Origin of the sequence: Streptomyces sp. NEAU-W12 (genome assembly GCF_026242095.1) — a bacterium.
GTDB lineage: Bacteria > Actinomycetota > Actinomycetes > Streptomycetales > Streptomycetaceae > Streptomyces.
In genome coordinates, this window is sequence record NZ_JAPJDM010000005.1 from 1 (window position 1) to 22575 (window position 22575).

Consider the following 22575-nt stretch of genomic DNA (forward strand, 5'->3'; position numbering starts at 1 on the left):
ACCCCAGATCCTCATTCCCACGGGCAACACTCGCCCCCAGCCACACCTCCAAGAACTCCGCCATCGCCGGCGGGAAATCAATCGCCATCAGAAACTCAACGCCTCACGCCACCCTGCTGCTGAATATCCTCCAACGCCGCATCCTGCGGCTTCTTCACCGCCAACGCATCACCCCCGAGAGCCTCGACGACACCGTGAACCACCTGGTCCACTGCCCCAACCGCCAGGGTAAGGCCCTCTACCATCTTCTCCACCTGGGGAACCACAGCGTTGGCGAACGCATCGTCGCCCTCCACACCCCAACAACCCTTGTAGTACGAGGTGCCGTCCTGGAAATTCTGCGCCATCTCCTTTCCGCTCCTCAAAAGTCCCAGCAGCTGTCCGATTTCCAGGATCTTCCCAGCGTTTGCGGAGAACTCGCTCATCACACACCGTCCTTCGGCCTCTGCCAGTCGCCGACAGACTCACCAGGCGTGGCAGCCGGCACGTCGTCGTCTTCATGGATTTCGTCGCGGAAACGGCTGGACCGCCTCGGCTGCTGTCCAAGGTCGTCATCGAGCAACGAACCGAACACCTGGCTCCAGTCGACGCCCCGTACCTGCCGCGGGCTGCCCGCCGGGGCGCGCCTGGTGACCGGGTCGAGCATCTCCACCGCCGCGCGTGCCATGGCGGCACGGGCGGCGGTGACGGCCTCCAGCAGCGCGGCGGACAACTGAGCGGCGGCCATGGTCCGGTACTTGCCGTCGAGGAACTCCGCGGCGATCAACTCGCCCCTGCCGTTGACAGTGACCTGCATCGACCGGTCGGACGAATGGGCGGTATGCCTGGCGCCCTCCAACTGCGCCTGGGCGGTGACCACGTCCTTCTCCAGTTGCTCCACCTCTGCCGTGGTCCTGGCGATGCGGTCCTCCAGCGAATCACTCAACGCCCTCTCCCTCTCCCTATTCCTCTGCCGGTCCTCATCGGCCCAGCGCCTGTGGCGCGCCGCCCTCGTCGGTGCCCCACACGTCCTCGTCCTCGGCCAGCCAGGTGGTGCGCTCGCGGTCGCGGCTCTGGGTCTGCTGGTCCCCGCTTCCCCCACCCATCGGGCCCATGGGGGGCATGAAAGGGGTGCCGCTGCTGGTGGTCTGCGTTCCGCGCGGCGCCACCCGGTGCTCTTCGTCCGCTGCCGAGCCACCGACGGCACGGGTGGGGCGGGTGATGGTGGTGTCCATCACCTGGCGGCCCCGCTCGCCCACGGCGTTGCTCCCGCCGGCGCCACCCGCGCCATTGCCCATCATCGGCGGGTACATCGGCGATCCCGGCGAACTGGCCTGCGAGGAGTTGGCACCGACCGCGGCGTCCTGGCGGCCCAGAGCGGCGCCGGTGACGTCGGAGCCGTAGAGGTTGTCGCTGAAGGCGGAGGCGTAGGGAGTGGAGGCGTAGGAGGAGTTCGCGCCGACTCCGGCGGGGATGCCGGGCTCGGGAGGGGGAGGCATGTCCGCCAGGCGCTGCTGGATCAGTTCGCTGATGCCCTTGTTGCCGCTGTTCAGACGGTCCTGCTCAGCCTGGACTTCGGCCATCCGCTCGTCGTAGCGGGCCCGGGCGTCCCGGCGAGCTTCCTCGGCCTCCGAGCGAGCCTCCTCACGGGCTTCGCGGGCGGCCGCCTTCTCCTGCTCGTACTCGGCCCTGGCCTGCTGCTGGGTCTCATCGGCGGCGGCGACGGCCTCGGCCTCGGCCCTGTCGATCTCGTCGAGCCGCTCCTGGTACTGAGCGCGGGCCTCCTCCTGGCTGACGCGCCCCTCGTCCAACTGGCGTTCGTATTCCGCCTTGGCCTCGGAGCGTTCGGCCTCGGCATCTGCCCTGGCCTGCTCGCGCTGCTCCCCGGCGGTCTCCTTCGCCTGCTCGTACTCCCGGCGGGCCTCGGCCTCGCGTTCGTTGGCCTCCGTCTCGGCGGCCTCCCGTTCGGTACGTACCTCGGCCTGCTCGCGTTGGAACTGCTCCTGGGCGTCGTTCTTGGCCTGCTCGGCCTCGATCCTGGCCTGGGCCTGCTCCTTGAGGGCCTGCTGCCGGACTTCCTCCTGCTGGTCCCTGACCTCGGCGCGGTCCTGCTCCGCCTGCCGCTGAGCCTCGTCCTGAGCAGCCATGGCCTGACTGCGGTCCTGTTCCGCCTGCCGCTGGGCCTGCTCCTGCTCGGCCTTCGCGGCAGCCTTCTCCTGCTCCTGCTCCGCCTTGACCTCGGCGCGGTCCTGCTCCGCCTGCCGCTGAGCCTCGTCCTGAGCAGCCTTGGCCTCGGCCTTCTCCTGCTCCTGCTCCGCCTTCGCCGCAGCCTTCTCGCTCTCAGCCTCCGCCTTGGCCGCAGCCTGCTCGGCCTTCGCGGCAGCCTTCTCCTGCTCCTGCTCCGCCTTGACCTCGGCGCGGTCCTGCTCCGCCTGCCGCTGAGCCTCGTCCTGAGCAGCCTTGGCCGCAGCCTTCTCGCTCTCGGCCTCCGCCTTGGCCGCAGCCTGCTCCTCCTCGACCTGCTTGCGCTGCCGCTCCTGCTCCGCCTTGGCCTCCGCGCGCTGCTGAGTGGCTTGCTGTACCGCCAGAGCCTGCTGGCCCTGTACTGCCTGCCGGTCCTGTTCCTGTTGGGCCTTGGCCTCGGCGCGGTCCTGCTCCGCCTGCCGCTGGGCCTCGTCCTGAGCAGCCTTGGCCTCGGCCTTCTCCTGCTCCTGCTCAGCCTTCGCCGCAGCCTTCTCCTGCTCCTGCTCAGCCTTGGCCGCAGCCTGCTCGGCCTTCGCGGCAGCCTGCTCCTGCTCCTGCTCCGCCTTGGCCTCGGCGCGGTCCTGCTCCGCCTGCCGCTGAGCCTCGTCCTGAGCAGCCTTGGCCTCGGCCTTCTCCTGCTCCTGCTCAGCCTTCGCCGCAGCCTTCTCCTGCTCCTGCTCAGCCTTGGCCGCAGCCTGCTCGGCCTTCGCGGCAGCCTTCTCCTGCTCCTGCTCCGCCTTGGCCGCAGCCTTCTCGCTCTCAGCCTCCGCCTTGGCCTGCTCCTGCTCGGCCTTGGCAGCAGCCTTCTCCTGCTCCTGCTCAGCCTTGGCCGCAGCCTTCTCGGCCTTGGCCTCTTCCCTGTCGTTCTTGTAGTCCTCCTTCTGCTGCTTGAGGAAGTCCTCGCTCTCCTTCTGCTGCTTGTCCACCTCTCCCTTCTGCTTGTCCGCCTCCTCCTTGGCCGCGATGTCGGACAACGCGCGTTTGTCCTTGTCGGTGAGCTCGGGGGCGAAGCTGTCCTTCGCGTCGGCGAAGGCCTGGGAGACGTTCTTGATCGCGATGGCGGCGATTTCGTTCAGACTGGCCTTCGCGGCGTCTTCCCAGCCCTTGACGGCCTTCTCACCGATCTTCTTCCAGGTCGCCGTGTCATCGGGCGTTCCGTAGGACTCGCCGTCGATGATGATGGCGTTCTTGAAACCCTCTCCGGCCACCACCACCGTGCGGGAGGTCGCGTGCAGGCCGCCGCCACCGCGGGTCTCGAAATCGATCCTGTCGTACTGGTGGTCGAACAGCTCGAAAGTGGCCTTCTCCAGCAGGTCGTACAGCCAGCGCTGCGGGGACCGTACGGGGCTCCAGGCGGTCCAGGCGGTGACGAGGTTGTTCACCTCGTCGAGGATCGTCTGCTGGATACGGGCCAGGGCGCGGCCGGGCGCGGTGGAGACGGGGTAGCCGTCGACGGTGACATCGGTCCACTGGCCGCCCTCGGCTCCCTCACTGAGCTGGTCGACGTAGCCGCTGTAGTTGCGGGCCAGTTTCTCGACGAGTTCCTTGAAGATGCTCGCTCCGGTGCCGGCCCAGGACTCGCTGCCCTCGCCGATGTCCTTCTTCTCCCACTCACCGACCGTCTGGGCGCTGTCCTGGAAGAACTTCACCGCTCGCTCGAAGGCTTTGGCGGTCTCGGTGAAGGACGTCAGATCGACGTAGTCCTTGTCGTCCACCTGGAGACCACGGTCGGTGAAGCCCACGGTGGAGTGGTTGTCCCTGAGGTGTGTCAGTGCCAGGGCCGACCCGTGTATGTACTGCGTCATGGGCGTGGTGCTCCACTTGATGTGCTCGCCCTCTTTGTTCCACCCGCCCTTGTCCTTCAGGACCGAGCTGGTGTGGTCCGCGCCGGCCAGGATGTCCTCGCCGCTGGGGATCTGCTCATCGATGGTGCCCAGGATGGTGATGTACGCGTAGTAGTGGTTGAGCAAGGTCCCCGCCCCGATGTCCTCCGGCTGGCTCTCGGCCGGCTTCAAGTAGGGGATGATCAGGTCGGTGCTCTGCTTGCGCCAGCCGATCGCGGCGTAGAAACCTGACTGATGGCCGGAGTCCGCATCCCCCATCTTGTGCAGTCGCACGTGCATCAAGGGGATGTCGTCATTGCCCTTGAGGGTGTCGAACAGCGTGCTGCGCTCCGGCAGGACATAGCCGGTGAGCATGTCGACTGCCTGTTTCCAGTAGTCGTCGTTGTTGTTGAAACCGTTCTCACTGGGCACTGAGACTCCGCGGGGCGTTACGGGAGAAGGAAGACCGAGCAGGGGCAGGGGTGTTGACTCGGATCAGTCATCGGCGTCGCCGCCGCCGCCGGTGTCGCCGCCGGCGTAGGTGCCGCCACCCTCCATGCCGGCGTCGACGTCCTCGAAGATGTCCATGAACGTCTCGGCGGTGATCTTGTCCAGGCTGCCCTTCTGGTTGTCCGTCAGCTCCTTGATGGTTTCCTCGAGGGCCTCCTCGATGTCGTCGAACAGCACCCGGTGGTCCTTGACGATGCGGTGGATCGCGTCCGCCGCCTCCTGTATCTGCTCGTTCAGCTCCTTTCCGCCGGCTCCGTTCTCGCCCGCCATCTGCCCGATCACCAAGGGCCGGGTGGACTTGAGCGTGGTGACGGCCGGGTCGCCGAGGGAAGAAGCGGCCGGCCCGTCCGGGGAGTCCTTGAGCATCTTGTCCAGGACGGCCTTGAACTCGACGACCTCATCGCTGATGAAGGCCTTCAGAAACCCGCTGTCGAGCACCGTGGTCTTGTTGTCGGCCATGTCCTCACCTTCTTTCTGGTGGCGTCGGTACCGCTGACGCCCGCGCCGCCGGAGGACGACGCGGGCGCGACATGTGCTGCACGGGGCTCCGGGAGCCGCTTCTCACCCGGCACGGTGGGAAACAGGCACTGCCCCGTGCAGGGTGTGCCGTGGCCTTCCCGTGCTTCGCGTCCGCCGGCCCGGGTCGCCGTGGGGCATACGGAGCAGAGGGCACGGCCCGGCCGTCCGGCACGGAAGGAGGGTCAGCGGGTACCGATCGTGATGTTCGACCAGCGGTCCGAGAGCGCCTTCTCGGTGTAGCGGTAGTTGTCGGAGATGTCGGTCAGCAGGACCGAGTTGTCGGCCAGCAGCCGCTTGATGTTTTCCACGGCCTGGTTCCAGTTGGCCTGTACCTGCTTGTAGACGTCGCTGTCCTCACCGATCCAGCTCGTCTTGAGCTCGGTCAGCTCCATCTCGAGGTTCTCGATGATGCTCATGATGGCCTGCGACTGGGAGACCATGTCGTCGCCCGCGTTCTCCGCGTGCTTGTAGTCGATGTAGATGTAGCCATCGCTCAGATCCATGGGGTCCTCGATTCACCGCGAATGCGGCAGTGGTGCGGCTCCCGTCTGTGGGCGGGGCGGGGCCGGCGAAGGTGGCGGACCGGCGGTGAACGCGCCGGCCGGAAGGGCGACCGCCGAGCGGCTCGGGCCGCTCAACCGGTTCGAGCGCCCGGGAGGTCCTCTTCGGTCAGGCCGGGGTGAGGCCGTCGAACACCGTGCTGGAACGGGCCTGCTGCTGAACGATGGCGTCGTTGGACGCGCCCTGCGTCAGACCGTGCTCGCGCAGGGTCTCGTTCAGTTCGTCGACCATCCGGTCCAGGTTGAGCAGGATCGTGTCCACGTTCTGGTCCCACTGGTCGAGCAGCTTCCCGAAGGCACCACCGTCACTACCGCCGTACGACGTGCCGAGGTTGTTCCGGGTGCTCTGGACGTCCTGCTGGCAGCGCTGCACGCCGGTGTAAGCCATCTGGAGCGCCTGGATCCCGTTCCGGGTGGCGCCTTCCTCTGACTGCTGCAAAGCCATGGAGGCTTCCTCTTTTCTCCGCTGCTTTTCCCCTCACGCCGCCCGGCCTCCGCTTGCCGCACGCGGGCACCAGGCCTTTTGCGGCACACCTCACGACAGGGAAAGGGGTCATTGAGTTGAGCCAGATGATAAGCACACCCGAACAAGGTAGGCAAACATCCCCCGACCCAGTTCTTTGCCGCATTACTCAATTGAGCAGCCATTTCCCGGGAATCGTTTGCTCGATTGAGCGAAGGCCGGATTTGAAGACATCCATAAAGGACATAAGACCGCCGGTCGAGGTACCGAGAATGATGACCCACGGCTGCCCGGCCGGATCAGGAACTCCACCGCTCGCACCGGCGCCGGCACCCCCCCCCGCCCGGCCCCCCCCCCCCCCCCCCGCGGGTGCCGGCGCCGGTGCGAGCCCGCTTGCGGGCTCTACTCCCCTTCCCCGTCGGGACGGGCACAGCGCACCGAGATGCGCGGCTCACCGGTGGTGGCGGACTCCTTGGTCAGGTCGGGGCCGGTGGGCAGCATCGCCAGCACGTGCGCAGGCAAGGTCTGCTCACGCGCCTCGCCGTAGCCCAGGGCCTCGACGGCTTCCTGGGACAGCAGGCGGTGTTTGACACCGGTGTCGGTGACCAGGAACGCGGTGTCCCCCAGAGGGGTCCCGGCCGTGCTCAGCGCCCGCACCAGCACACCCGCGCCGGGCCGTACGAAGACGGTGTCCACCGGCAGACAGGCCGGCTCGAACTCCGGCTCCGGCCCCTGGGCGGGGGTCGTCAGCACCGTGCCGGGCAGGACCGCGGCACCCACCCGGGCTCTGCTCCCAGTGGAGGTGATATCGGCACACACCACCTCGCCGGCCGCGCCCCGGGCGGGCTCCGGCGGAGTGGGAGGCAGTCCGGTCTCCTCGCCCCGCCCGGCCGAGTCGGGGGCCAGATGACCGGTGAGCGCATCGGCGCCGAGGGTGGTCACCTGTGCCTCACCGCCGCCATAGGCCTCCTCGGCGGTACGCGGATCACCCAGGAGGAGCGCGGCCGCAGTGTCGCTGAGCGGGACCAGTCCCTCCTCGCGCAGCACGTGGTACCGGGGGTCGGAACCGGGCACGTCCACCCGGAAGACCTGGCCGACACGGGTGGCCCGGTCGCCCAGGCGCGGGCCGTCTTCCCCGCGGCCGGGCACCTCGGGCGGGGCCAGGTCGGGGCCCTGGGGGAAGGCGTCGAGGAACGCCGCGGAGACCGGACGCGGAGTGACGGAACCGTAGCCCAGCGCCCGGACGGCGTCGGCGTCCTCGTCCAGACGCAGCCGGGTGCCCCGCCACAGCAGGTACTCCCCGCCTTCGGGGCCTGCCACCAGCACCCCGGTCCTGGTGTCCAGCCGGCGTGCGCCGGGGATGTCCGTCACCTCTCCGGCACCGATGGCCAGGGCGGTCCGGGCCCGGGGTGTGCCCGTTTCGGTGGGTTCGGTGGCCGAGCACACCAGCCACGGGCCGGTGTCCAGGTCGCCGGTGCCGGGCAGCGCGGCGGGGGCGCCGGGGATGCCCACCGGGGTTCCGTGGGGCGTGCCGTTCAGGGAAGAGGTGCCCACCGAGGAGGACTCGGGGGCACCGCCGGTGATCAGGCGGGCCGAGGCGTAGTTGCGCACCGGGCGCAGCCGGCCGTTCAGGTACAGATAGGAGGCACCGGTCTGCTTGTCGGCCACGAGCTGGCCCTCGGACTTCCAGGTGGTGTTCCCGCCGGGTCTGATCAGGCCGAGGACGAAGGCCCCGGCGCACACCAGCAGGGCGATGATCAGGCCGATCGCGGCTCCGCGGCTGGTGCGTCCCGACGGGCTCTCCGGGTCGTCCGGGTCCGCGCGCAGCATGGCCGAGGCCAGCCGGCCCATCACGAACAGGTGGGCTTGGACTTGGTCGCGTTTGTTCTGCATGGTGAAGTGGGATTCCCGGATCTGGTGGACGGTGGAGGGGCTGGCTCAGCCGTTGAGGCCGCGCAGCAGGCCGTATACGCCCACCGACCAGAGCATCAGGGGCAGCATGCTGATCGCGGCCGTGGAGTGCAGCAGTTCGGCCGCGCGGCCCCAGTAGGGCACCAGACGGCGTCCCGGCACGGTCCACGAGGCGATCGCGAGGGTGGCGGTGAGGCCCAGCAGGGCGACGGCCAGGACGATCCTGTCGCCGCCGTCCATCCCACGGCCCGCGGCGTGGACCAGCAGGGCGGTTCCCCAGACACCGGCGCCGCTCAGAGCCAGGCGCTGCCAGACATTGCCCAGGCCCCGGCTGTGCAGCAGCAGCAGGAGCGACAGGGCGACCGACACACAGATCTCGGCCCATTCGGGTTCGGCGGTCAGCGCGACCATGCACGGCAGGCACACCAGGCCGATGACGCCGTAGAAGGCGGTCATCCAGCCGTCGGCCAGGGTGGAGCGGGCCTCGACGTCATCGGCGGAGTAGGGCTCGATGCCCTCCTGGAGTTGCTGGGCGTTGGTGGGCAGCGGAGGCATCCGCATCCCCGCCAGCCGGAAGGACAGGGAGGGCACGAAACCGCCGAAGAGGACGACGGCCACCGCCACCACACTGGCCGCCTGCTCGCCGGCCAGCCCCGCCAGCAGCAGGACGGCACCGATGGCCCCGGCCACCGCGGTGGCGACAAGGCCCAGGAACAGCGCCGGGTAGGTGCCCACCGCGGCCAGGGCCAGGACGGCGGCGCCGGCGGCGGCCGCGGAGGCGGCCAGGGGGACGTTGCCGTGGGCGGGGGCGTCGCCGGGCAGCAGCCAGCCCGCCAGCGCGAAGTACGGGAAGGCCATCACCCCCAGGACGGCCGCGGCGCCGGTGTCGCCCACGGCGCGGGCCGCCGCGCCGGCTCCGGCGACGAGCAGCAGCCCGAAGACGGCGGCGGCCAGGGCCCGCACCCAGGCGGCGGCTCCCGGCTGAGCCAGCAGTACCAGGCCCAGAACAAGGGTGGCGGCGGCCATGCCGTGCAGCAGCCGACGACTGGCCTGCGGGCTCCAGCCGTGGTGACGGTCTCGCAGCGTGGTGGAGATGCCGTCCACCAGGTCGTCCAGGTGCACCTCGGGCAGGGCCTCGTCACGAGGCCGCAGATGCAGCACCTCGCCGTCACGCAGATCGAGTTCGTCCAAGGTACTCTCTGGATCCAGCGGTGGACCGCCCAGGCGCTGGAGTACCCAGCCGCCGTGTTCCAGCCCGGCTTCCGCCAGGTCCTCCCCTCCGTAGCCGATCACTGTGGGCAACAGGTCGGCGACGGGCACATCGGCCGGCACGGCCAGGTCGATGGTGCGGGCGGGGGCCTGTACGGTCAGGCGGCACAGGGCTGGGGCATGTACGTCAGTCATGGTGGTGGTTCGCACTTCCTGGCAGACCGCGTTCGTCGCGGTGGCGTGGAGAACACCGAAAAGGGTGGGGCCCGGGCGCCGCGGACTGAACCGGACGGCGTGCCGCGTGCCGATGGGTTTGACCGGTGACCGCCTGTCTGACAACGATCGGCATGTCCGGCCACCCGCTCGAATACATTACGCCGTTCGGCGGGCAGGTCGACAGGCAGGCAGAGAAAAGGTAGCGAAGGCAGCCCTTTTTACCGGCCCCGGGGCGGTCGTCCTGCCGGGGGTTTATTCACCCTGTCGCCCATCATTCCGTAGCGGGAATACCGACGGGTCGGGGAGGAATCAGACCGACCGCAGAGCGGAGTCGGTTCCCGCGCCTCTCTGACCCAGATTCATCGAATACCGCGAGATTACGAGAAGAGGCCGTTTTCGTTGAACCTGATCCTGTTCCGCAGGCCGGCCCGGCGGCGCGGCCCGGACATGCCGTCCGGGGAGCTGAGCCTCCAGGAACCGCCGACGCTCCCGGAGGTGACGCCCGACTCCTCCGCGGTGTGGACCTATCTGCCGATGGCCCTGATGTCGGTGTCCATGATGCTGATGTTCATGCGGCCGGGCATGAGCCGCTCCAGTGGCGGCTTCATCTACCTGGCGCTGGGGATGATGGTGGTGGCCTCCGCGGCCATGATGCTGGGGCAGGTCATGCGCCGCAACGCCGAACGCAAGCAGACCCTGAAGGGGGAGCGCCGCGACTACCTGCGCTACCTGGGACAGGTACGGCGCAAGGTACGCACGGCCATCGGCGACCAGCAGAAGGCCCTGGCCTGGCGCCACCCCCACCCCGACGCGCTGGAGAACCTGGTGCGCACCACCCGGCTGTGGGAACGCCGCGCCACCGACGAGGACTTCGGGGAAGTCCGCATGGGTGTGGGCGACCAGCGCATGGCGCTGAAGCTGACGCCGCTGTCCACCAAGCCGGTGGAGGACCTGGAGCCGCTGAGCGCTCACGCGCTGCGCAGTTTCACCCGCGCCTACTCCACCGTCCCCGACCAGCCCATCGCGATCTACCTGCGGGCCTGGTCCAAGATCCTCCTGCGCGGCGAGATCGAGCCGGCGCGCGCCCTGGTGCGGGCCCTGCTGGCCCAGTTGGCGGTGTTCCACTCTCCCGAGGACGTGTGGATCGCGCTGTGCGTGGCCGACGAACGGCGTGGCGAGTGGGAGTGGGCCAAGTGGCTGCCGCACAGTCTCCACCGGCACGAGCAGGACGGCGCCGGTCCGGTACGGATGATCGTCTCGGCCTTCGGCGAGTTGGAGAACCTGCTGGGCGCGGAGTTCGCCGAGCGGCCGGCGGCCGATCCCGATGCCGGGGTGGGCCGGGAGGAACCCTTCACGGTCGTCGTCGTCGACGGTGTCACGGTCCCGGGCGGTCACCGCTTCGACGCCCTGGGGTTCCGCAACGCGGTCGTACTCGACCTTGACGGGTCGCTGACCTGGCGCCCGGGGCGCACCACTCTGCGGCTGGAGGTCACCGGCGGTCAGGTGGCGCTGGTGCGCACCGACCGGGAACGCAAGGAGCAGACCACCGTGCTGGGCGCCCCCGACGCCCTGGGACCGGTCACCGCGGGCGCCCTGGCCCGGCTGCTGGCCCCCTACCGGATGAACACCACGGGGGTGGACACCACCCAGCCGCTCTCCAGTGACGTGGAACTCACCCAGTTGCTGGGAATACCGGACCTGCACCTGCACGATCCACCGGTGCTGTGGGAGCGGTACACCGGCAGTGCCCGGCTGCGCGTGCCCATCGCGGTCAGCGGCGAGGGCCGGCCGGTGGAGCTGGACATCAAGGAGTCCGCGCAGGGCGGTACGGGACCGCACGGCATGCTCATCGGCGCCACCGGTTCCGGCAAGAGCGAGCTGCTGCGCACCCTGGTGCTGTCGCTGGCCCTGACCAACTCCTCCGAGACGCTGAACTTCGTCCTGGTGGACTTCAAGGGGGGCGCGACCTTCCTGGGCCTGGACGAACTGCCCCACACCTCGGCGGTCATCACCAACCTCGCCGACGAGGTCGCCATGGTGGCGCGCATGCAGGACGCCCTGCACGGTGAGCTGATCCGCCGTCAGGAGCTGCTGCGGGCGGCCGGGAACCACACCTCCGCCCTGGAGTACGAGAAGGCCCGTGCCGCCGGCGCCCCTCTCCAGCCGCTGCCCAGCCTGTTCGTCGTCGTCGACGAGTTCAGCGAACTGCTCGCCTCCCACCGCGACTTCATGGATCTCTTCGTGATGATCGGACGCCTGGGCCGGTCCCTCGGCGTCCACCTGCTGCTGGCCTCCCAGCGTCTGGACGAAGGCCGTATCCACCAGTTGGAGGGCCACCTCTCGTACCGCATCGGTCTGCGTACCTTCTCCGCCATGGAGAGCCGCGGTGTCCTGGGCGTCCCCGACGCCTACGAACTGCCGCCGCAGCCGGGCAGCGGCTATCTCAAGAGCGGCGTGGACGCCCTCACCCGCTTCCGTGCCGCCTATGTGTCCGGCCCCTACAAGCGGCGCCGGAGCCGGGCCGCGGCCCAGGTGGCCAGTCAGATCGTGCCCTGGAGCTCCGGCTGGGTGGTGCCGCGCGTCCCCGCCGACGCCGACGACCCGCAACCGGACGAGCCCGGCGCCGACGGGCCGGACGAGGAGACCGGGGAGACACTGCTGTCGGTGGCGCTGGAGCGGCTACGCGATTCGGGCCCGCCCGCCCACCAGGTGTGGCTGCCCCCGCTGGACTCCCCGCCCACCCTCGACCAGATCCTGCCCCCGCTCACCCCCGACCCCCGCCTGGGCCTGACCACCGTCGGCTGGCACCTGAGGGGAAGGCTGACCGTCCCCGTGGGCGTCGTCGACAAACCCTTCGAACAGTTGCGCGATCTACTGACGGTGGACCTGTCCGGGGCCGGCGGCCACGTCGCCATCGCCGGTGGCCCGCAGAGCGGCAAAAGCACCATGGTGCGCACCCTGATCACCGCCCTCGCACTGACTCACACCCCGCGCGAAGCGCAGTTCTACTGCCTGGACTTCGGCGGCGGCACCCTGGCCGGGCTGGCCGGACTGCCGCACGTGGCCGGGATCGCCTCCCGCGTGGACACCGAACGGGTGAACCGCACCATCGCCGAGGTCAGTTCGCTGCTCACCCGACGCGAGAAGTTCTTCCTCGACCACGGCATCGACTCCATGCCCACCTACCGCCGCCGCCGCGCCGCCGGGGAGTTCGCCGACGAGCCGCACGGCGACGTGTTCCTGGTCATCGACGGCTGGTCCACCGTCCGCCAGGAACTGGACCGGCAGCTCCCCACGTTCAACGCGCTGGCCGCCCGCGGACTGAACTACGGCATCCACCTGATCGTCACCACCGCCCGTTGGGTCGAACTCTCGGCCTCCGTGCGCGATCAGTCCGGCACCAAGCTGGAGCTGCGCATGGGAGACCCCATGGACTCCCAGATCAACTCCCGCAACGCCGCCTCCGTTCCGCGCATCCCCGGCCGCGGCCTGACCTCCGACAAGCTCCACTACCTCACCGCCCTGCCCCGCATCGACGGCACCGAGAGCACCGAGGACCTCGCCGAGAGCATCGAGGAACTGACCGCGGCCCTCACCGAGAGCTGGACGGGTCCGGTCGCTCCGCCGGTGCGACTGCTGCCCGCCACCTTGCCCTCCTCCGATCTGCCCACCCCCGCCGAGGGCGACCACACGCTGCGCCTCCCCATCGGCTTGGGGGAGGACACACTCTCCCCTGTCCGGCACGACTTCGCCGAGACTCCCCATCTGCTCGTGGTCGGCGACACCGAGTGCGGCAAGACCAACCTGCTGCGGGTGATCGCCAAGGGCATCACCGACCACTACACCCCCGATCAGGCCCGCATCATGACCGTCGACTACCGCCGCGAGCTGGTCGAGTCCGTCCCGGAGGAGTACCGCCTGGGCCACGCGGTGTCCGCGGACGCGCTCAAGGAGTTCGTCGAAGGTGCCGCCCGCGCCATCCGGCAGCGTGTCCCCGGCGAGGACGTCTCTCCCGCCCGCATGCGGCTGTGCGACTGGTGGCAGGGGCCGCGGCTGTTCATCCTGGTCGACGACTACGACATGATCGGCTCCGGTCCGGCGAACCAGCCCTTCGCCCCGCTGTACGACCACCTCGCCCTCGGCCACGAGGTCGGCCTGCACGTGATCGTCGCCCGCTCCGCCGCCGGCGCCGGGCGCGGTCTGAACGATCCGCTGCTGCGCCGCATGCAGGAGGTCAACACCCCCGCCCTGCTGATGTCCTGCCCACCCAGCGAGGGCTATCTGTTCGGCAACGTCAAGGGGCGCGAGCTGATCCCCGGCCGGGCGCTGCGCATCGTCCGCCGCAAGAGCCTGCAGATCCAGACACCCCTGCTGGAGGAGAGCGCATGACGGAAAGCCGCATACGCGGGTGCCGCCGGGCGGACGGACGCCCGGCGGCGGATCCGGTGGGTTGCCACCGCGCCCTACCGGGATCCGGGGAGCCCGGGGGGCGTCCAGCGACGAGTCCGGCCCCGGGGAATCACCAGCGCAAGGGCGGCGAGCACCGCGACCAGCGCTGCCGAGACGGCACTGACGGTCAGGGCGGTGGTACGTGGTGCGGGGTCGGCCGCGGGCTGTACCCGCGCGGCGGGCAGGGCGGCCGCCTTGCCCTTGCCACCGGTGGTCAGGGAGAGCGCGGCGTAGGGATCCACCCGCTTGGGGTTCGCCGGGTAGGCCGTGGCCATCAGCCGGTGGGTGACCTGCTTCGCGCTCAGTTCCGGATGGCGCTCGCGCACCAGTGCCGCTGCCCCCGCGACACTGGCGGCCGCCAGCGACGCGCCAGAGGCGATGTAGTGGCCCTTTCCGCCAGGGCCGGTGCTGACCACCGACGTTCCCGGCGCCGCAAGGTCGGGGTCGTGGACGGGCGGCGCATCACGCTGCCGCTGTCCGTCGGGGCCGAACTCCACCACCGACAGCACGCCGGGTACCGCCGCGGGCCAGTACGGCCCGCGCGGTGGCTGCCCGTCCGCGTCCAGTTCTTCACGCGGTACGGCGTCGGGCGCGGCCGGGGCCACCACCACGGCGTCCTCGCGCTCGGCGTGTTCCACGGCGGCGGTCAGCTCCGCGCGGCCGTCACGCAGCGTGTGGCCGACGTAGATGACGTCCGCACCACGGTCGGCGGCGTTCCGGATGCCGGCGGAAACCAACTCCGAGGAGGGCACCCCGCGGTCGTCGGTGCCCTTCAGGGCAAGGATGTCCGCCCCGGGGGCCATCCCCGCGACCGCGCTGTCGCGGCGTACGGCCCCGGCGATGAGGAAGGCGGCGAAGCTGCCGTGTCCCACGCAGTCCTCGCCCGCCGCGCCTTCGGCCGTCACCCGGTCCTCGAGGCCGGGTATGCCGGGCGCCACACCGGTGTCGACGACCGCCACCTTCACGCCCCGTCCGTCCGCCAGCCGATGGGCCTGGCCAAGACCGAGGACCGGCACGGACCAGGGGGCGCCGGTGGCCTTCTGTGCCGAGGGCCCGGTGCACGGTTCGCCCTCTCCCAACCGGACGGGGAGAGGGGGAAGCAGCCTCGTCTCCCCTTCCCCGGCCCACTGTTGGGACACGCCGGCGTCGGACAGGGACTCGGCCCGCGCCACCGACGGGGTTGTGGCCGTGACCACTGCGGCCGCAGCCAGAACGGCGGCCAGGGCGGGGATGCGCTTGACAAGAGTGCTGGACATGGCGCGCATGATAAGCACACTTTCCCGATGCGCACCGGCGGTCGCGGCCCCCTCGGATGGGGTGTCCGGGTGAGGCACACTCCCTTTCGAGTGGTCGTCCGGCCCGCCTCGCACGGCGCCGTACACCGCCGGTCTCCGCTACCGGCTCTTCCGCTCCACTCCCTCGTCGTACCCACGCTTCCCGCGGTGGACGGCAACGACGATCTCCAGGAGGTTCAAGGCCCGTGTCACGGCAGTTGCTGACGGTCGGTTCCCAAACGCCGGGCGCTTTCGCGACCATCGGTGAGGCCCTGGTCCAGGCCCGCACCGGAGCGGTCATTCGCGTCGGTCCCGGCCGCTACCAGGAGAACCTGCGGATCGACACCCGGGTGACCCTGGTCGGCGAAGGCTCCGCGAACCAGGTCGAGATCTGCCCGCGCCGGGGCAGCGCGATCAGCCTGCGGGCCGACGCGGTGATGCTCACCGGACTGACTCTGCGGGGACAGGACAAGGACGCTCCGGTGGTGGACGTCTTCGCCGGCCAGGTGGCCCTGGACGGCTGCACCGTCAACGGCGCGGGCTGGACCGCGCTGTTGGCCCGTGGTTCCGGCTCCATGGCCGTCCGGGGCTGCCGTGTCACCAACCCCGGCGGCGCCGGAATCGTGGACACCTCCGAGTCCTCCAGCACCATCGAGGACTGCCTCTTCGACAACTTCGGCACCTCCGCGGTGGTCATCGGCGAGCAGGGCCGGCCCACCGTGCGCAGTTGCCGGATCCGCGGTGCCCGCGGCAACGGCATCCTGGCCAACGGTGAGTCCGCCGGCGTGGTGGAGGACTGCGACATCTCCGGCAGCGACAAACCCGCCATCGCCCTGGAGGGACACAGCTCCACCCGGGTGGTGCGCACCAGCGTCCACGACACCGCCGTCGGCCTGCTGGTCACCAGCGTCGCCCGGCCCGAGGTGGAGGACACCGTCTTCGAGGCGATCTCCACCAACGCCATCGTCATCACCGGTGGTTCCGACCCGTACCTGCGCCGCTGCACCACCCGTCGTACCCAGCACAGCGGTCTGCTGGTGATGGACCGCTCCCGCGGCACCCTGGAGGAGTGCGCGTTCCACAACGCGCGCGACGAGCCGGCCATCCGCGTCACCGAGGGCAGCTCCCCCCTGCTGCGGGACACGACGGTGCGCGACTGCGGCCACGAGGGCGGCGCGGTCCTCGTCGAGCAGGACTCGGTGGCCGAGTTCGACCAGCTCACGATCGTCGATGCGGTCGGCACAGGTATCGCCATCCGCTCCGCGGCCGACCCGCTGCTGCGGCACGCGCGCGTCACCGGCAGCGGCGGCCACGGCATCGAGGTCAGCGACGACGGACGCGGACGTATCGAGTACTGCGAGATCGACGGCGCCGGCGGGGCGGCCGTACACATCAGCGACGACGCCCGCCCTCGCATCAGCGACAGTCTGCTGCGTTCCCCCACCGCGGCGGGAGCGGTCTTCGCCGAGGGTGCCCTGGGCGAGATGCGCGACTGCCACCTCATCGGCAGCGGTGACGCCGGGGTCGCCCTCCACGACGGCGCCGACGCCGTCCTGGTGCGGCTTCGGGTGGAGGATGCCGGCGCCCACGGCATACACCTGCTGCACGGCTCCCGCGCCGACATCTCCGACTGCACCGTCACCGGCGCCCGCGGCGACGGCTTCCGCGTCGAGACGGACCGGGCTTCCGCCGTCACCGGGTGCGCCGTACGTGACAACCGAGGTGCCGGGGTCCGGCAGACCCGGCCGGGCGAACACGTCACCGTCGAGAACCTCGTCAGCAGTGACAACGGTGCCGAGGACACCTGGGGCGAGGACGTCGTCATCGGCACAGCCGGCTCCGGCTCCGCGTCCGGCTCCGCGTCCGGGGACGGTGGCGGGTCCGGTAGCCCCCTGGAGGAACTGGAGTCCCTCATCGGCCTGGAGAACGTCAAGCACCAGGTGCGCACCCTGGTGAACCTCAACCAGCTCGCCGAGCGCCGTCGCCGGCTGAGCATGCCGGTGCCGTCGATGAGCCGCCATCTGGTCTTCGCCGGACCACCCGGCACCGGCAAGACCACCGTCGCCCGGTTGTACGGCGCCATCCTGGCGGAGCTGGGCGTGCTGCGCAGCGGCCATCTGGTGGAGGTCTCCCGCGCCGACCTGGTCGCACAGGTCATCGGGGGCACCGCCATCAAGACCACCGAGGCGTTCACCAGCGCGCGGGGCGGGGTGCTGTTCATCGACGAGGCCTACACCCTCACCCCCGAGGGCGCGTCCTCCAACGACTTCGGCCGCGAGGCCGTGGACACCCTCCTCAAACTCATGGAGGACCACCGCGACGACGTGGTGGTGGTCGCGGCGGGCTACTCCGAGCAGATGCATTCCTTCCTGTCCACCAACCCCGGCATGGCCTCCCGCTTCACCCGCACCATCGAGTTCGCCAACTACTCGGTGGACGACCTGGTCACCATCACCGAGAGCATGTGCACCCACCACCAGTACGCCCTGGGGCCAGGCACCCTTGAGGCACTGGCCGCGCACTTCGAGCAGATGACGCGGAACGAGACGTTCGGCAACGGCCGTGCCGCCCGCGGGGTGTTCGAGGAGATGATCGACCGTCAGGCGTTCCGGCTCGCCGCCATGGCCGACCCCGGCGAGGAGGACCTGACGCTGCTGCTGCCGCAGGACGTCAGCGACGCCGCCGCCGCCGTCGCGAGCGGCGCCGCCGACGGCTCCGGCGGCGTGGACGGGCCCGGTCCGCTGGAGCGGCTGGAGACCATGGTGGGCCTGGGGGCGGTCAAGCACGAAGTGGCCGACCTGGTCAGCCTGCTGTCCAACTCCCGGCAGCGGGCAGCGGCGGGACTGCCGACGCCGAGGCTCAGCAACCACCTGGTCTTCACCGGCCCGCCCGGCACCGGCAAGACCACCGTCGCCCGGCTCTACGCCGAACTGCTGCACTCCCTGGGCGTGCTGCGCTCGGACCGTTTGGTGGAGGTGGCCCGTGCCGACCTGGTGGGCCAGTACGTCGGCCACACCGCCCAGCTCACCAAGGAGGTCTTCACCAGCGCGCGGGGCGGGGTGCTGTTCATCGACGAGGCCTACACCCTCACCCCCGAGGGCGCGTCCTCCAACGACTTCGGCCGCGAGGCCGTGGACACCCTCCTCAAACTCATGGAGGACCACCGCGACGACGTGGTGGTCATCGTCGCCGGTTACACCGGGGAGATGGAGCGGTTCATGGCGTCCAACCCCGGACTTGCCTCGCGCTTCTCCCGGACCGTGGAGTTCGAGGACTACAGCACGGACGAGCTGGTCACCATCGTCGAGCGGCACGCGGAGTCTTCCGGCTACGAGTGCGCACCCGGCACCCTGGCCGCGCTGCGCGCCCAGGTGGACGCCATCCCGCGGGACCGTTCCTTCGGCAACGCCCGCCTGGCCCGTCAGTTGCTGGAGAACATGATCACCCGTCAGGCACGACGGCTCACTGCCGTGGAGCTGCCCAGTGTCGCCGACCTCAAGACACTCCTCCCCCAGGACCTGCCGGACGCGCCCGCCCCCGCACCGCACCGGGCGGCCAGGTGAGCGCCCCGGCGACCCCTTCCGGCCACGAGGTGCGCCCCCACGCGTCCTTCGCCCCGGCGGTGCGCCCGTGGACCACACGCTCCCTGACGGCCCGGAACCGGCGGTCGCCGGCGGGACTCGACCTCCGTCCGGCCGCAGACGAACGGGCCGTCAGGAAGGGCCGGGATCGACGGAGAGCGAGATGGGCGGAGACGGAGTGAACCAGGCGTCCCGAGAGGTCGTTCTCAGGATGTGAGGCGAGGTCGATCCTCGTTCACACGGCAAAACGCAAGCTGCACTAGGAGAAACAATGAAACGCTCACTCAAGCGGGTTATCGTCGGTGCCCTCGCAACGGGAGTTGTGGCCGTCGCCCTGCCGATGAGTTCAGCGGCAGCCATCAACAGCACGCCGTGCGGCAAGAGGACCGACCTCGTCAAGGTCACGTACGACGAGGGCCGTAAGACGTTCTGCATGGCCAACGCCGGCGTGACGAACAGGAAGTTCGACAAGCTGGTCCGGGTCTCCTCGGGCAACAACAAGGTCCGTTTCGTGGTCAACGGACGGATCGAGAACATGGGGAAGTGGCAGACGAAGAGGGCCATGGATGGAAAAAATGACAAAATCACCCGCCTGCGCATTCTCTGAATGGCCCCATCCGGTGTCTTCGTTGCAAAGACGTGCTGACGTCGGCGAACCGAAGGCCGCCTCAGGACACGACGCAGCGGTGACGACCTGGGAGTCCACCAGGTAGTTGCTGTTGGCCCTACAGGTGCTTTCCGGGTAGGACGCGTTCACACGGTGCGGTGACATGAGTGGGTATGCGCAACGGCGCACCGCCGTGTCTCCATGTGCACCGGAAACGGCCGGCTCAAGAACGGTGAGCGAACCGCCTTGAGGTACTCAGCAAAGCTGAGCCGCCGGCTTTCCATGCAGGACACGGCCTGAGGCCGTGTCCTGCATGGAACCTTTTCCAACTCGGTTTGAAAGCCCGGCCGCAGACCGGTGACGTCCTGCACGAATGCCGCGACGCGAGTGGTGCCGCAGTGGAGCTCCCGAATTCCTCGGCCCCATCGGCCGGAATGACCTCAACGGTTTTTGCAGCGGCCCCGGAAAGGGGCCGCCACCGCCGGAACAACCTCCTCACGGGGCCCGGTCACGAAAAAGACGCGGACGTCCCCGTCCGCTTCTCTGCCACCGAAGAATCCCGGTGTCACCCTGGCCTTCGAGATCGGACCGGGAGTCCTCGGCCTCCTCGACCCGGGAAACAGGCATGAGGTGTACGGAAGGTCTGGCGTCGGCAGCAGCGGTACGTGCGGCTCAACGCCCGTACGGGGCGCGGGATCGTCCCGTCCTCATCACCTGTGCCGACTCGACCAGGCGCAGGACACGCTGCGGCCCGGTGAGTTGCATACCTCCTGGGACACGGGCTGGACGGTGAAGCGGAGTACCGGTCAGGTGTCCCGGTCCCTGAGCCGACACATCGGTCGCCACTCCCCGTCGGAGCCATGCTCCTGGCCCGGTCCGGTGATCACCGGACGGATGCCACGTCGCAGAACAGGCACCCCTTCGATGCCGGGTGCCGAGCGCGTCCCACGACGGGACGCATGACTGTACGCGGTCGCGCCGCCCGGCCTGTGCCGGGACGTGGCGTGCGTCGTGGCGGACTAGTTCGTTGCGCTGGACCGTTCTTGGGCCGCGCCGGACGGCCCGTATCAGACGCCGGCTGTGTGCACGAGGTCAAGGCCGCTGCCATGACGCACGCTCACCGTGTCTGTCGACTGAGCCCGCTCAGTGTTCGGGCATCCGCTTGACGGGACGGCCCCGGCTGGGCGGCACCGGAGGCAAGCGCGGTACGGGCTGTCGCGGCGTCGGTGACAATGCCGGTGAGCAGGCCGGACCTGAGCACCGCTCGCACAGCCCGGGCCTTCGCCCGGCCGCCCACGACGGCGATGATCTCCGGTGTGCGGCGCAACTGGTCGGCGTTCACGGCGATCACTCGATCGCCGATACCGCTGCTGACCAGTGTGCCGTCGGCGTCGAACAGCAGTGAGGCCATCTCTGCGACCACGCCCATGTCCGCGTGGTGGCGCTGCTCCGCTTCGGAGAGAGCGTCATGGACTGTCGACAGGCCGGGCCCCCAGGCTCCGACCGCCAGCACGGCGGTGGTCAGTGTGTCGAACCGGTCCAGCGTCTGCGCGATGGTGGGCTGGCTGCACAGGACGGCGGCGGTCAGGGCGTTGGGCAGTACCAGTGGCGCGTACAGGGGATGGGCCGCACTGCCCGACAAGGAGGCGGCCAGACCGACCGCCTCGACCGACTTGTCGGTGATGGGACGCCGCGGGTCGACGCCGGTGAGCTGGACCACCGAACAGGGCGGCAGCCGGGTGAGGGCCCTGCTGACGGCGGTGACCGCGCGCCCCCAGGCCAGGCCCAGCGTGTCCTCCTCGTGCAGCAGGTCCATCACCAACCGGGCGGCCGGAAAAGCGAGCAGTTCGGTGAACGGCTCCGGTCCGCCCGGATCCTCCTGGTGCGGATCGACGACGATCGCGTGCTTGAGTCCGTAGCGCCTCGCGAGCGAGTCGGACAGCTCCACGTCGATGGTGGTGGGGAAGGTGATGTCGATCCGGACGAGGCCTCGGGCGACGGCCGTATCCAGCAGCCGGGCCACCTTGAAGCGGCTGAGGCCCATCTCCTGGCCGATGTCCACCTTCGAGGCGTTCTCCAGGTAGAAGCGCTTCGCGATGATGGCCGCGAGCAGCAAGTCAGCATAGGAGTCCTCCGGTGGGTCCCCCGCATACGCCGTCACAGTGTCCTCCGTTCTCTCGATCTGGTAGGTGGTCGTCGGGATGTGGTCGCCCGGACGACCTGTCGGAATTCCACGCCGGGGCGGGCGGACAGGCTCGGGGAGCGACGACGTGGCCCCGACGGCTGCCGGATGCCGCCGGGGCCGTGCCGCGGGCGATGGGGGAATCCGCCTGTGACGGTTCACCGGGATGCCTTCACAGGAGGCGCCATGGAGCCGACGGTGCCGGACGTCCAACAGGGTTCGTCCCGTTGTCCACATGTCCTACGACGACGAGGTGCGGTGAGCGGTTCACCGCGTCCGTCGTCTCAGAAAACGAGATCCGAAGACGCACGTGAAGACGCGTAGACCTGGCAAGGGACCGTCGGTGGCATCCGAGCGAGCAGACCTTGCCGGGCCGCGCGGTGGTCAGGGTCCTCGGTACGGTCGGCGCCCGGCCCTGCGTGCCGGTCCGTGGTCAGGGCCTGATGTCTGGTGTCTGGCGTTTGTTCGGCATTTGGCGGTTTCGACCTCCCCCAGAGGGGGATTCCGCGAGGGAACTTCCGCCCTGCCGTCGGCCCCTCCTGCCTGCCGGAGGGGCCGACGGTCATGGAATCCGCTGGTCAGTTGGTCTGGGCGGCGGCTTCGGCCTCGGAGTCGGTGATGCCCAGGTTGGCGTAGGCGACAGGATTGGCGTACTCCCACACCTTCACGATGCGGCCGTCGGCGACGTCGATGCGAAAGATGTACACGTTGTTGTAGACGAGCTTCTCCGCGCTGGACAGGATGTCGCCGTTGGCCTGGAGGAACACCGAGCGGGCGTCCTCGCTGACGGTCCAGACCTTGTCCAGGAAGGCGACATGGTCGAACTTCGCCGCGACCGACTCGATGTAGGCGAGGACGGCGGCCGGGCTGTCGAAGACGTACCAGGGCTCCGGGGTTCCCGCGATGGACAGCGGGATGACGAAGGTCGCGTCGTCCGCGAGCAGTGTCGCGACGGTGGCGGGGTCGCGGTCCTCGAACGCGGCGACGAAGGCCTGGGCGGTCCGAAGGGACTTCTGATGAAGACTGTTCATGATCATTCTTTCGGGTG

The 22575-nt window shown here is 69.7% G+C and carries 14 protein-coding genes; 3 read left to right on the top strand and 11 right to left on the bottom strand.

The genetic code is table 11. The features are described from left to right. Positions 1–95: 95 nt before the first annotated feature. From ORI94_RS07635 to eccD, 8 genes are all read right to left on the bottom strand, one after another. Positions 96–425 (bottom strand): hypothetical protein, encoded by a 330-nt coding sequence (locus ORI94_RS07635; RefSeq protein WP_266073613.1) that lies wholly within the window; start codon positions 423–425, stop codon positions 96–98. Further along, complete coding sequence (locus ORI94_RS07640; RefSeq protein ID WP_266073614.1) at positions 425–925, bottom strand: YbaB/EbfC family nucleoid-associated protein; 501 nt, start codon at positions 923–925, stop codon at positions 425–427. The genes ORI94_RS07635 and ORI94_RS07640 overlap by 1 nt, the downstream gene beginning before the upstream one ends. Before the next feature lie 34 nt (positions 926–959). Then, entirely contained in the window at positions 960–4478 is a 3519-nt protein-coding gene (locus ORI94_RS07645; RefSeq protein ID WP_266073615.1) for an AAWKG family protein, read from the bottom strand. A gap of 63 nt (positions 4479–4541) precedes the next feature. Further along, positions 4542–5015: a type VII secretion system-associated protein gene (locus tag ORI94_RS07650; RefSeq protein ID WP_266073616.1), complete on the bottom strand. Its 474-nt coding sequence runs from the start codon at positions 5013–5015 to the stop codon at positions 4542–4544. 242 nt (positions 5016–5257) lie between these two features. Continuing rightward, the gene (locus tag ORI94_RS07655) at positions 5258–5578 is read right to left on the bottom strand and encodes a WXG100 family type VII secretion target (protein ID WP_266073617.1); all 321 of its coding nucleotides are present in this window, start codon (positions 5576–5578) and stop codon (positions 5258–5260) included. A 166-nt stretch (positions 5579–5744) separates the two neighbouring features. Beyond that, positions 5745–6080 carry a WXG100 family type VII secretion target gene (locus ORI94_RS07660; protein ID WP_266073618.1) on the bottom strand — a complete coding sequence of 112 codons (336 nt, stop codon included), beginning with the start codon at positions 6078–6080 and terminating at the stop codon, positions 5745–5747. A gap of 420 nt (positions 6081–6500) precedes the next feature. After that, complete coding sequence (gene eccB / locus ORI94_RS07665; RefSeq protein WP_266073619.1) at positions 6501–7991, bottom strand: type VII secretion protein EccB; 1491 nt, start codon at positions 7989–7991, stop codon at positions 6501–6503. Positions 7992–8036: 45 nt separating this feature from the next. Next, entirely contained in the window at positions 8037–9413 is a 1377-nt protein-coding gene (gene eccD, locus ORI94_RS07670; RefSeq protein WP_266073620.1) for a type VII secretion integral membrane protein EccD, read from the bottom strand. 426 nt (positions 9414–9839) lie between these two features. On the opposite strand from eccD, the gene eccCa reads away from it, so the two are divergent. Further along, complete coding sequence (gene eccCa / locus ORI94_RS07675; protein ID WP_266073853.1) at positions 9840–13823, top strand: type VII secretion protein EccCa; 3984 nt, start codon at positions 9840–9842, stop codon at positions 13821–13823. Positions 13824–13897: 74 nt separating this feature from the next. Here the strand turns inward: eccCa and ORI94_RS07680 are convergent, their stop codons facing one another. Beyond that, positions 13898–15139 (bottom strand): S8 family serine peptidase, encoded by a 1242-nt coding sequence (locus ORI94_RS07680; protein ID WP_266073621.1) that lies wholly within the window; start codon positions 15137–15139, stop codon positions 13898–13900. Positions 15140–15363: 224 nt separating this feature from the next. Here ORI94_RS07680 and ORI94_RS07685 point away from each other — a divergent pair, with 224 nt between their 5' ends. Further along, complete coding sequence (locus ORI94_RS07685; RefSeq protein ID WP_266073622.1) at positions 15364–18720, top strand: right-handed parallel beta-helix repeat-containing protein; 3357 nt, start codon at positions 15364–15366, stop codon at positions 18718–18720. A gap of 358 nt (positions 18721–19078) precedes the next feature. After that, positions 19079–19345 (top strand): beta/gamma crystallin domain-containing protein, encoded by a 267-nt coding sequence (locus ORI94_RS07690; protein ID WP_266073623.1) that lies wholly within the window; start codon positions 19079–19081, stop codon positions 19343–19345. Between the two features lie 1117 nt (positions 19346–20462). Here ORI94_RS07690 and ORI94_RS07695 read toward each other — a convergent pair. Together ORI94_RS07695 and ORI94_RS07700 are read right to left on the bottom strand one after the other, a co-directional pair. Next, positions 20463–21461, bottom strand: coding sequence for a sugar-binding transcriptional regulator (locus ORI94_RS07695; protein ID WP_266073625.1), 999 nt, complete (start codon positions 21459–21461; stop codon positions 20463–20465). A 644-nt stretch (positions 21462–22105) separates the two neighbouring features. After that, positions 22106–22558 carry a nuclear transport factor 2 family protein gene (locus ORI94_RS07700; protein WP_266073626.1) on the bottom strand — a complete coding sequence of 151 codons (453 nt, stop codon included), beginning with the start codon at positions 22556–22558 and terminating at the stop codon, positions 22106–22108. Positions 22559–22575: the final 17 nt, after the last annotated feature.

Bases quoted from the DNA above. Each gene is read 5' to 3' on its own strand.
- ORI94_RS07680 (WP_266073621.1), bottom strand. From the start codon at position 15,139: ATGTCCAGCACTCTTGTCAAGCGCATCCCCGCCCTGGCCGCCGTTCTG.
- ORI94_RS07655 (WP_266073617.1), bottom strand. From the start codon at position 5,578: ATGGATCTGAGCGATGGCTACATCTACATCGACTACAAGCACGCGGAG.
- eccD (WP_266073620.1), bottom strand. From the start codon at position 9,413: ATGACTGACGTACATGCCCCAGCCCTGTGCCGCCTGACCGTACAGGCC.
- ORI94_RS07660 (WP_266073618.1), bottom strand. From the start codon at position 6,080: ATGGCTTTGCAGCAGTCAGAGGAAGGCGCCACCCGGAACGGGATCCAG.
- eccB (WP_266073619.1), bottom strand. From the start codon at position 7,991: ATGCAGAACAAACGCGACCAAGTCCAAGCCCACCTGTTCGTGATGGGC.
- ORI94_RS07635 (WP_266073613.1), bottom strand. From the start codon at position 425: ATGAGCGAGTTCTCCGCAAACGCTGGGAAGATCCTGGAAATCGGACAG.
- ORI94_RS07690 (WP_266073623.1), top strand. From the start codon at position 19,079: ATGAGTTCAGCGGCAGCCATCAACAGCACGCCGTGCGGCAAGAGGACC.
- ORI94_RS07650 (WP_266073616.1), bottom strand. From the start codon at position 5,015: ATGGCCGACAACAAGACCACGGTGCTCGACAGCGGGTTTCTGAAGGCC.
- ORI94_RS07700 (WP_266073626.1), bottom strand. From the start codon at position 22,558: ATGAACAGTCTTCATCAGAAGTCCCTTCGGACCGCCCAGGCCTTCGTC.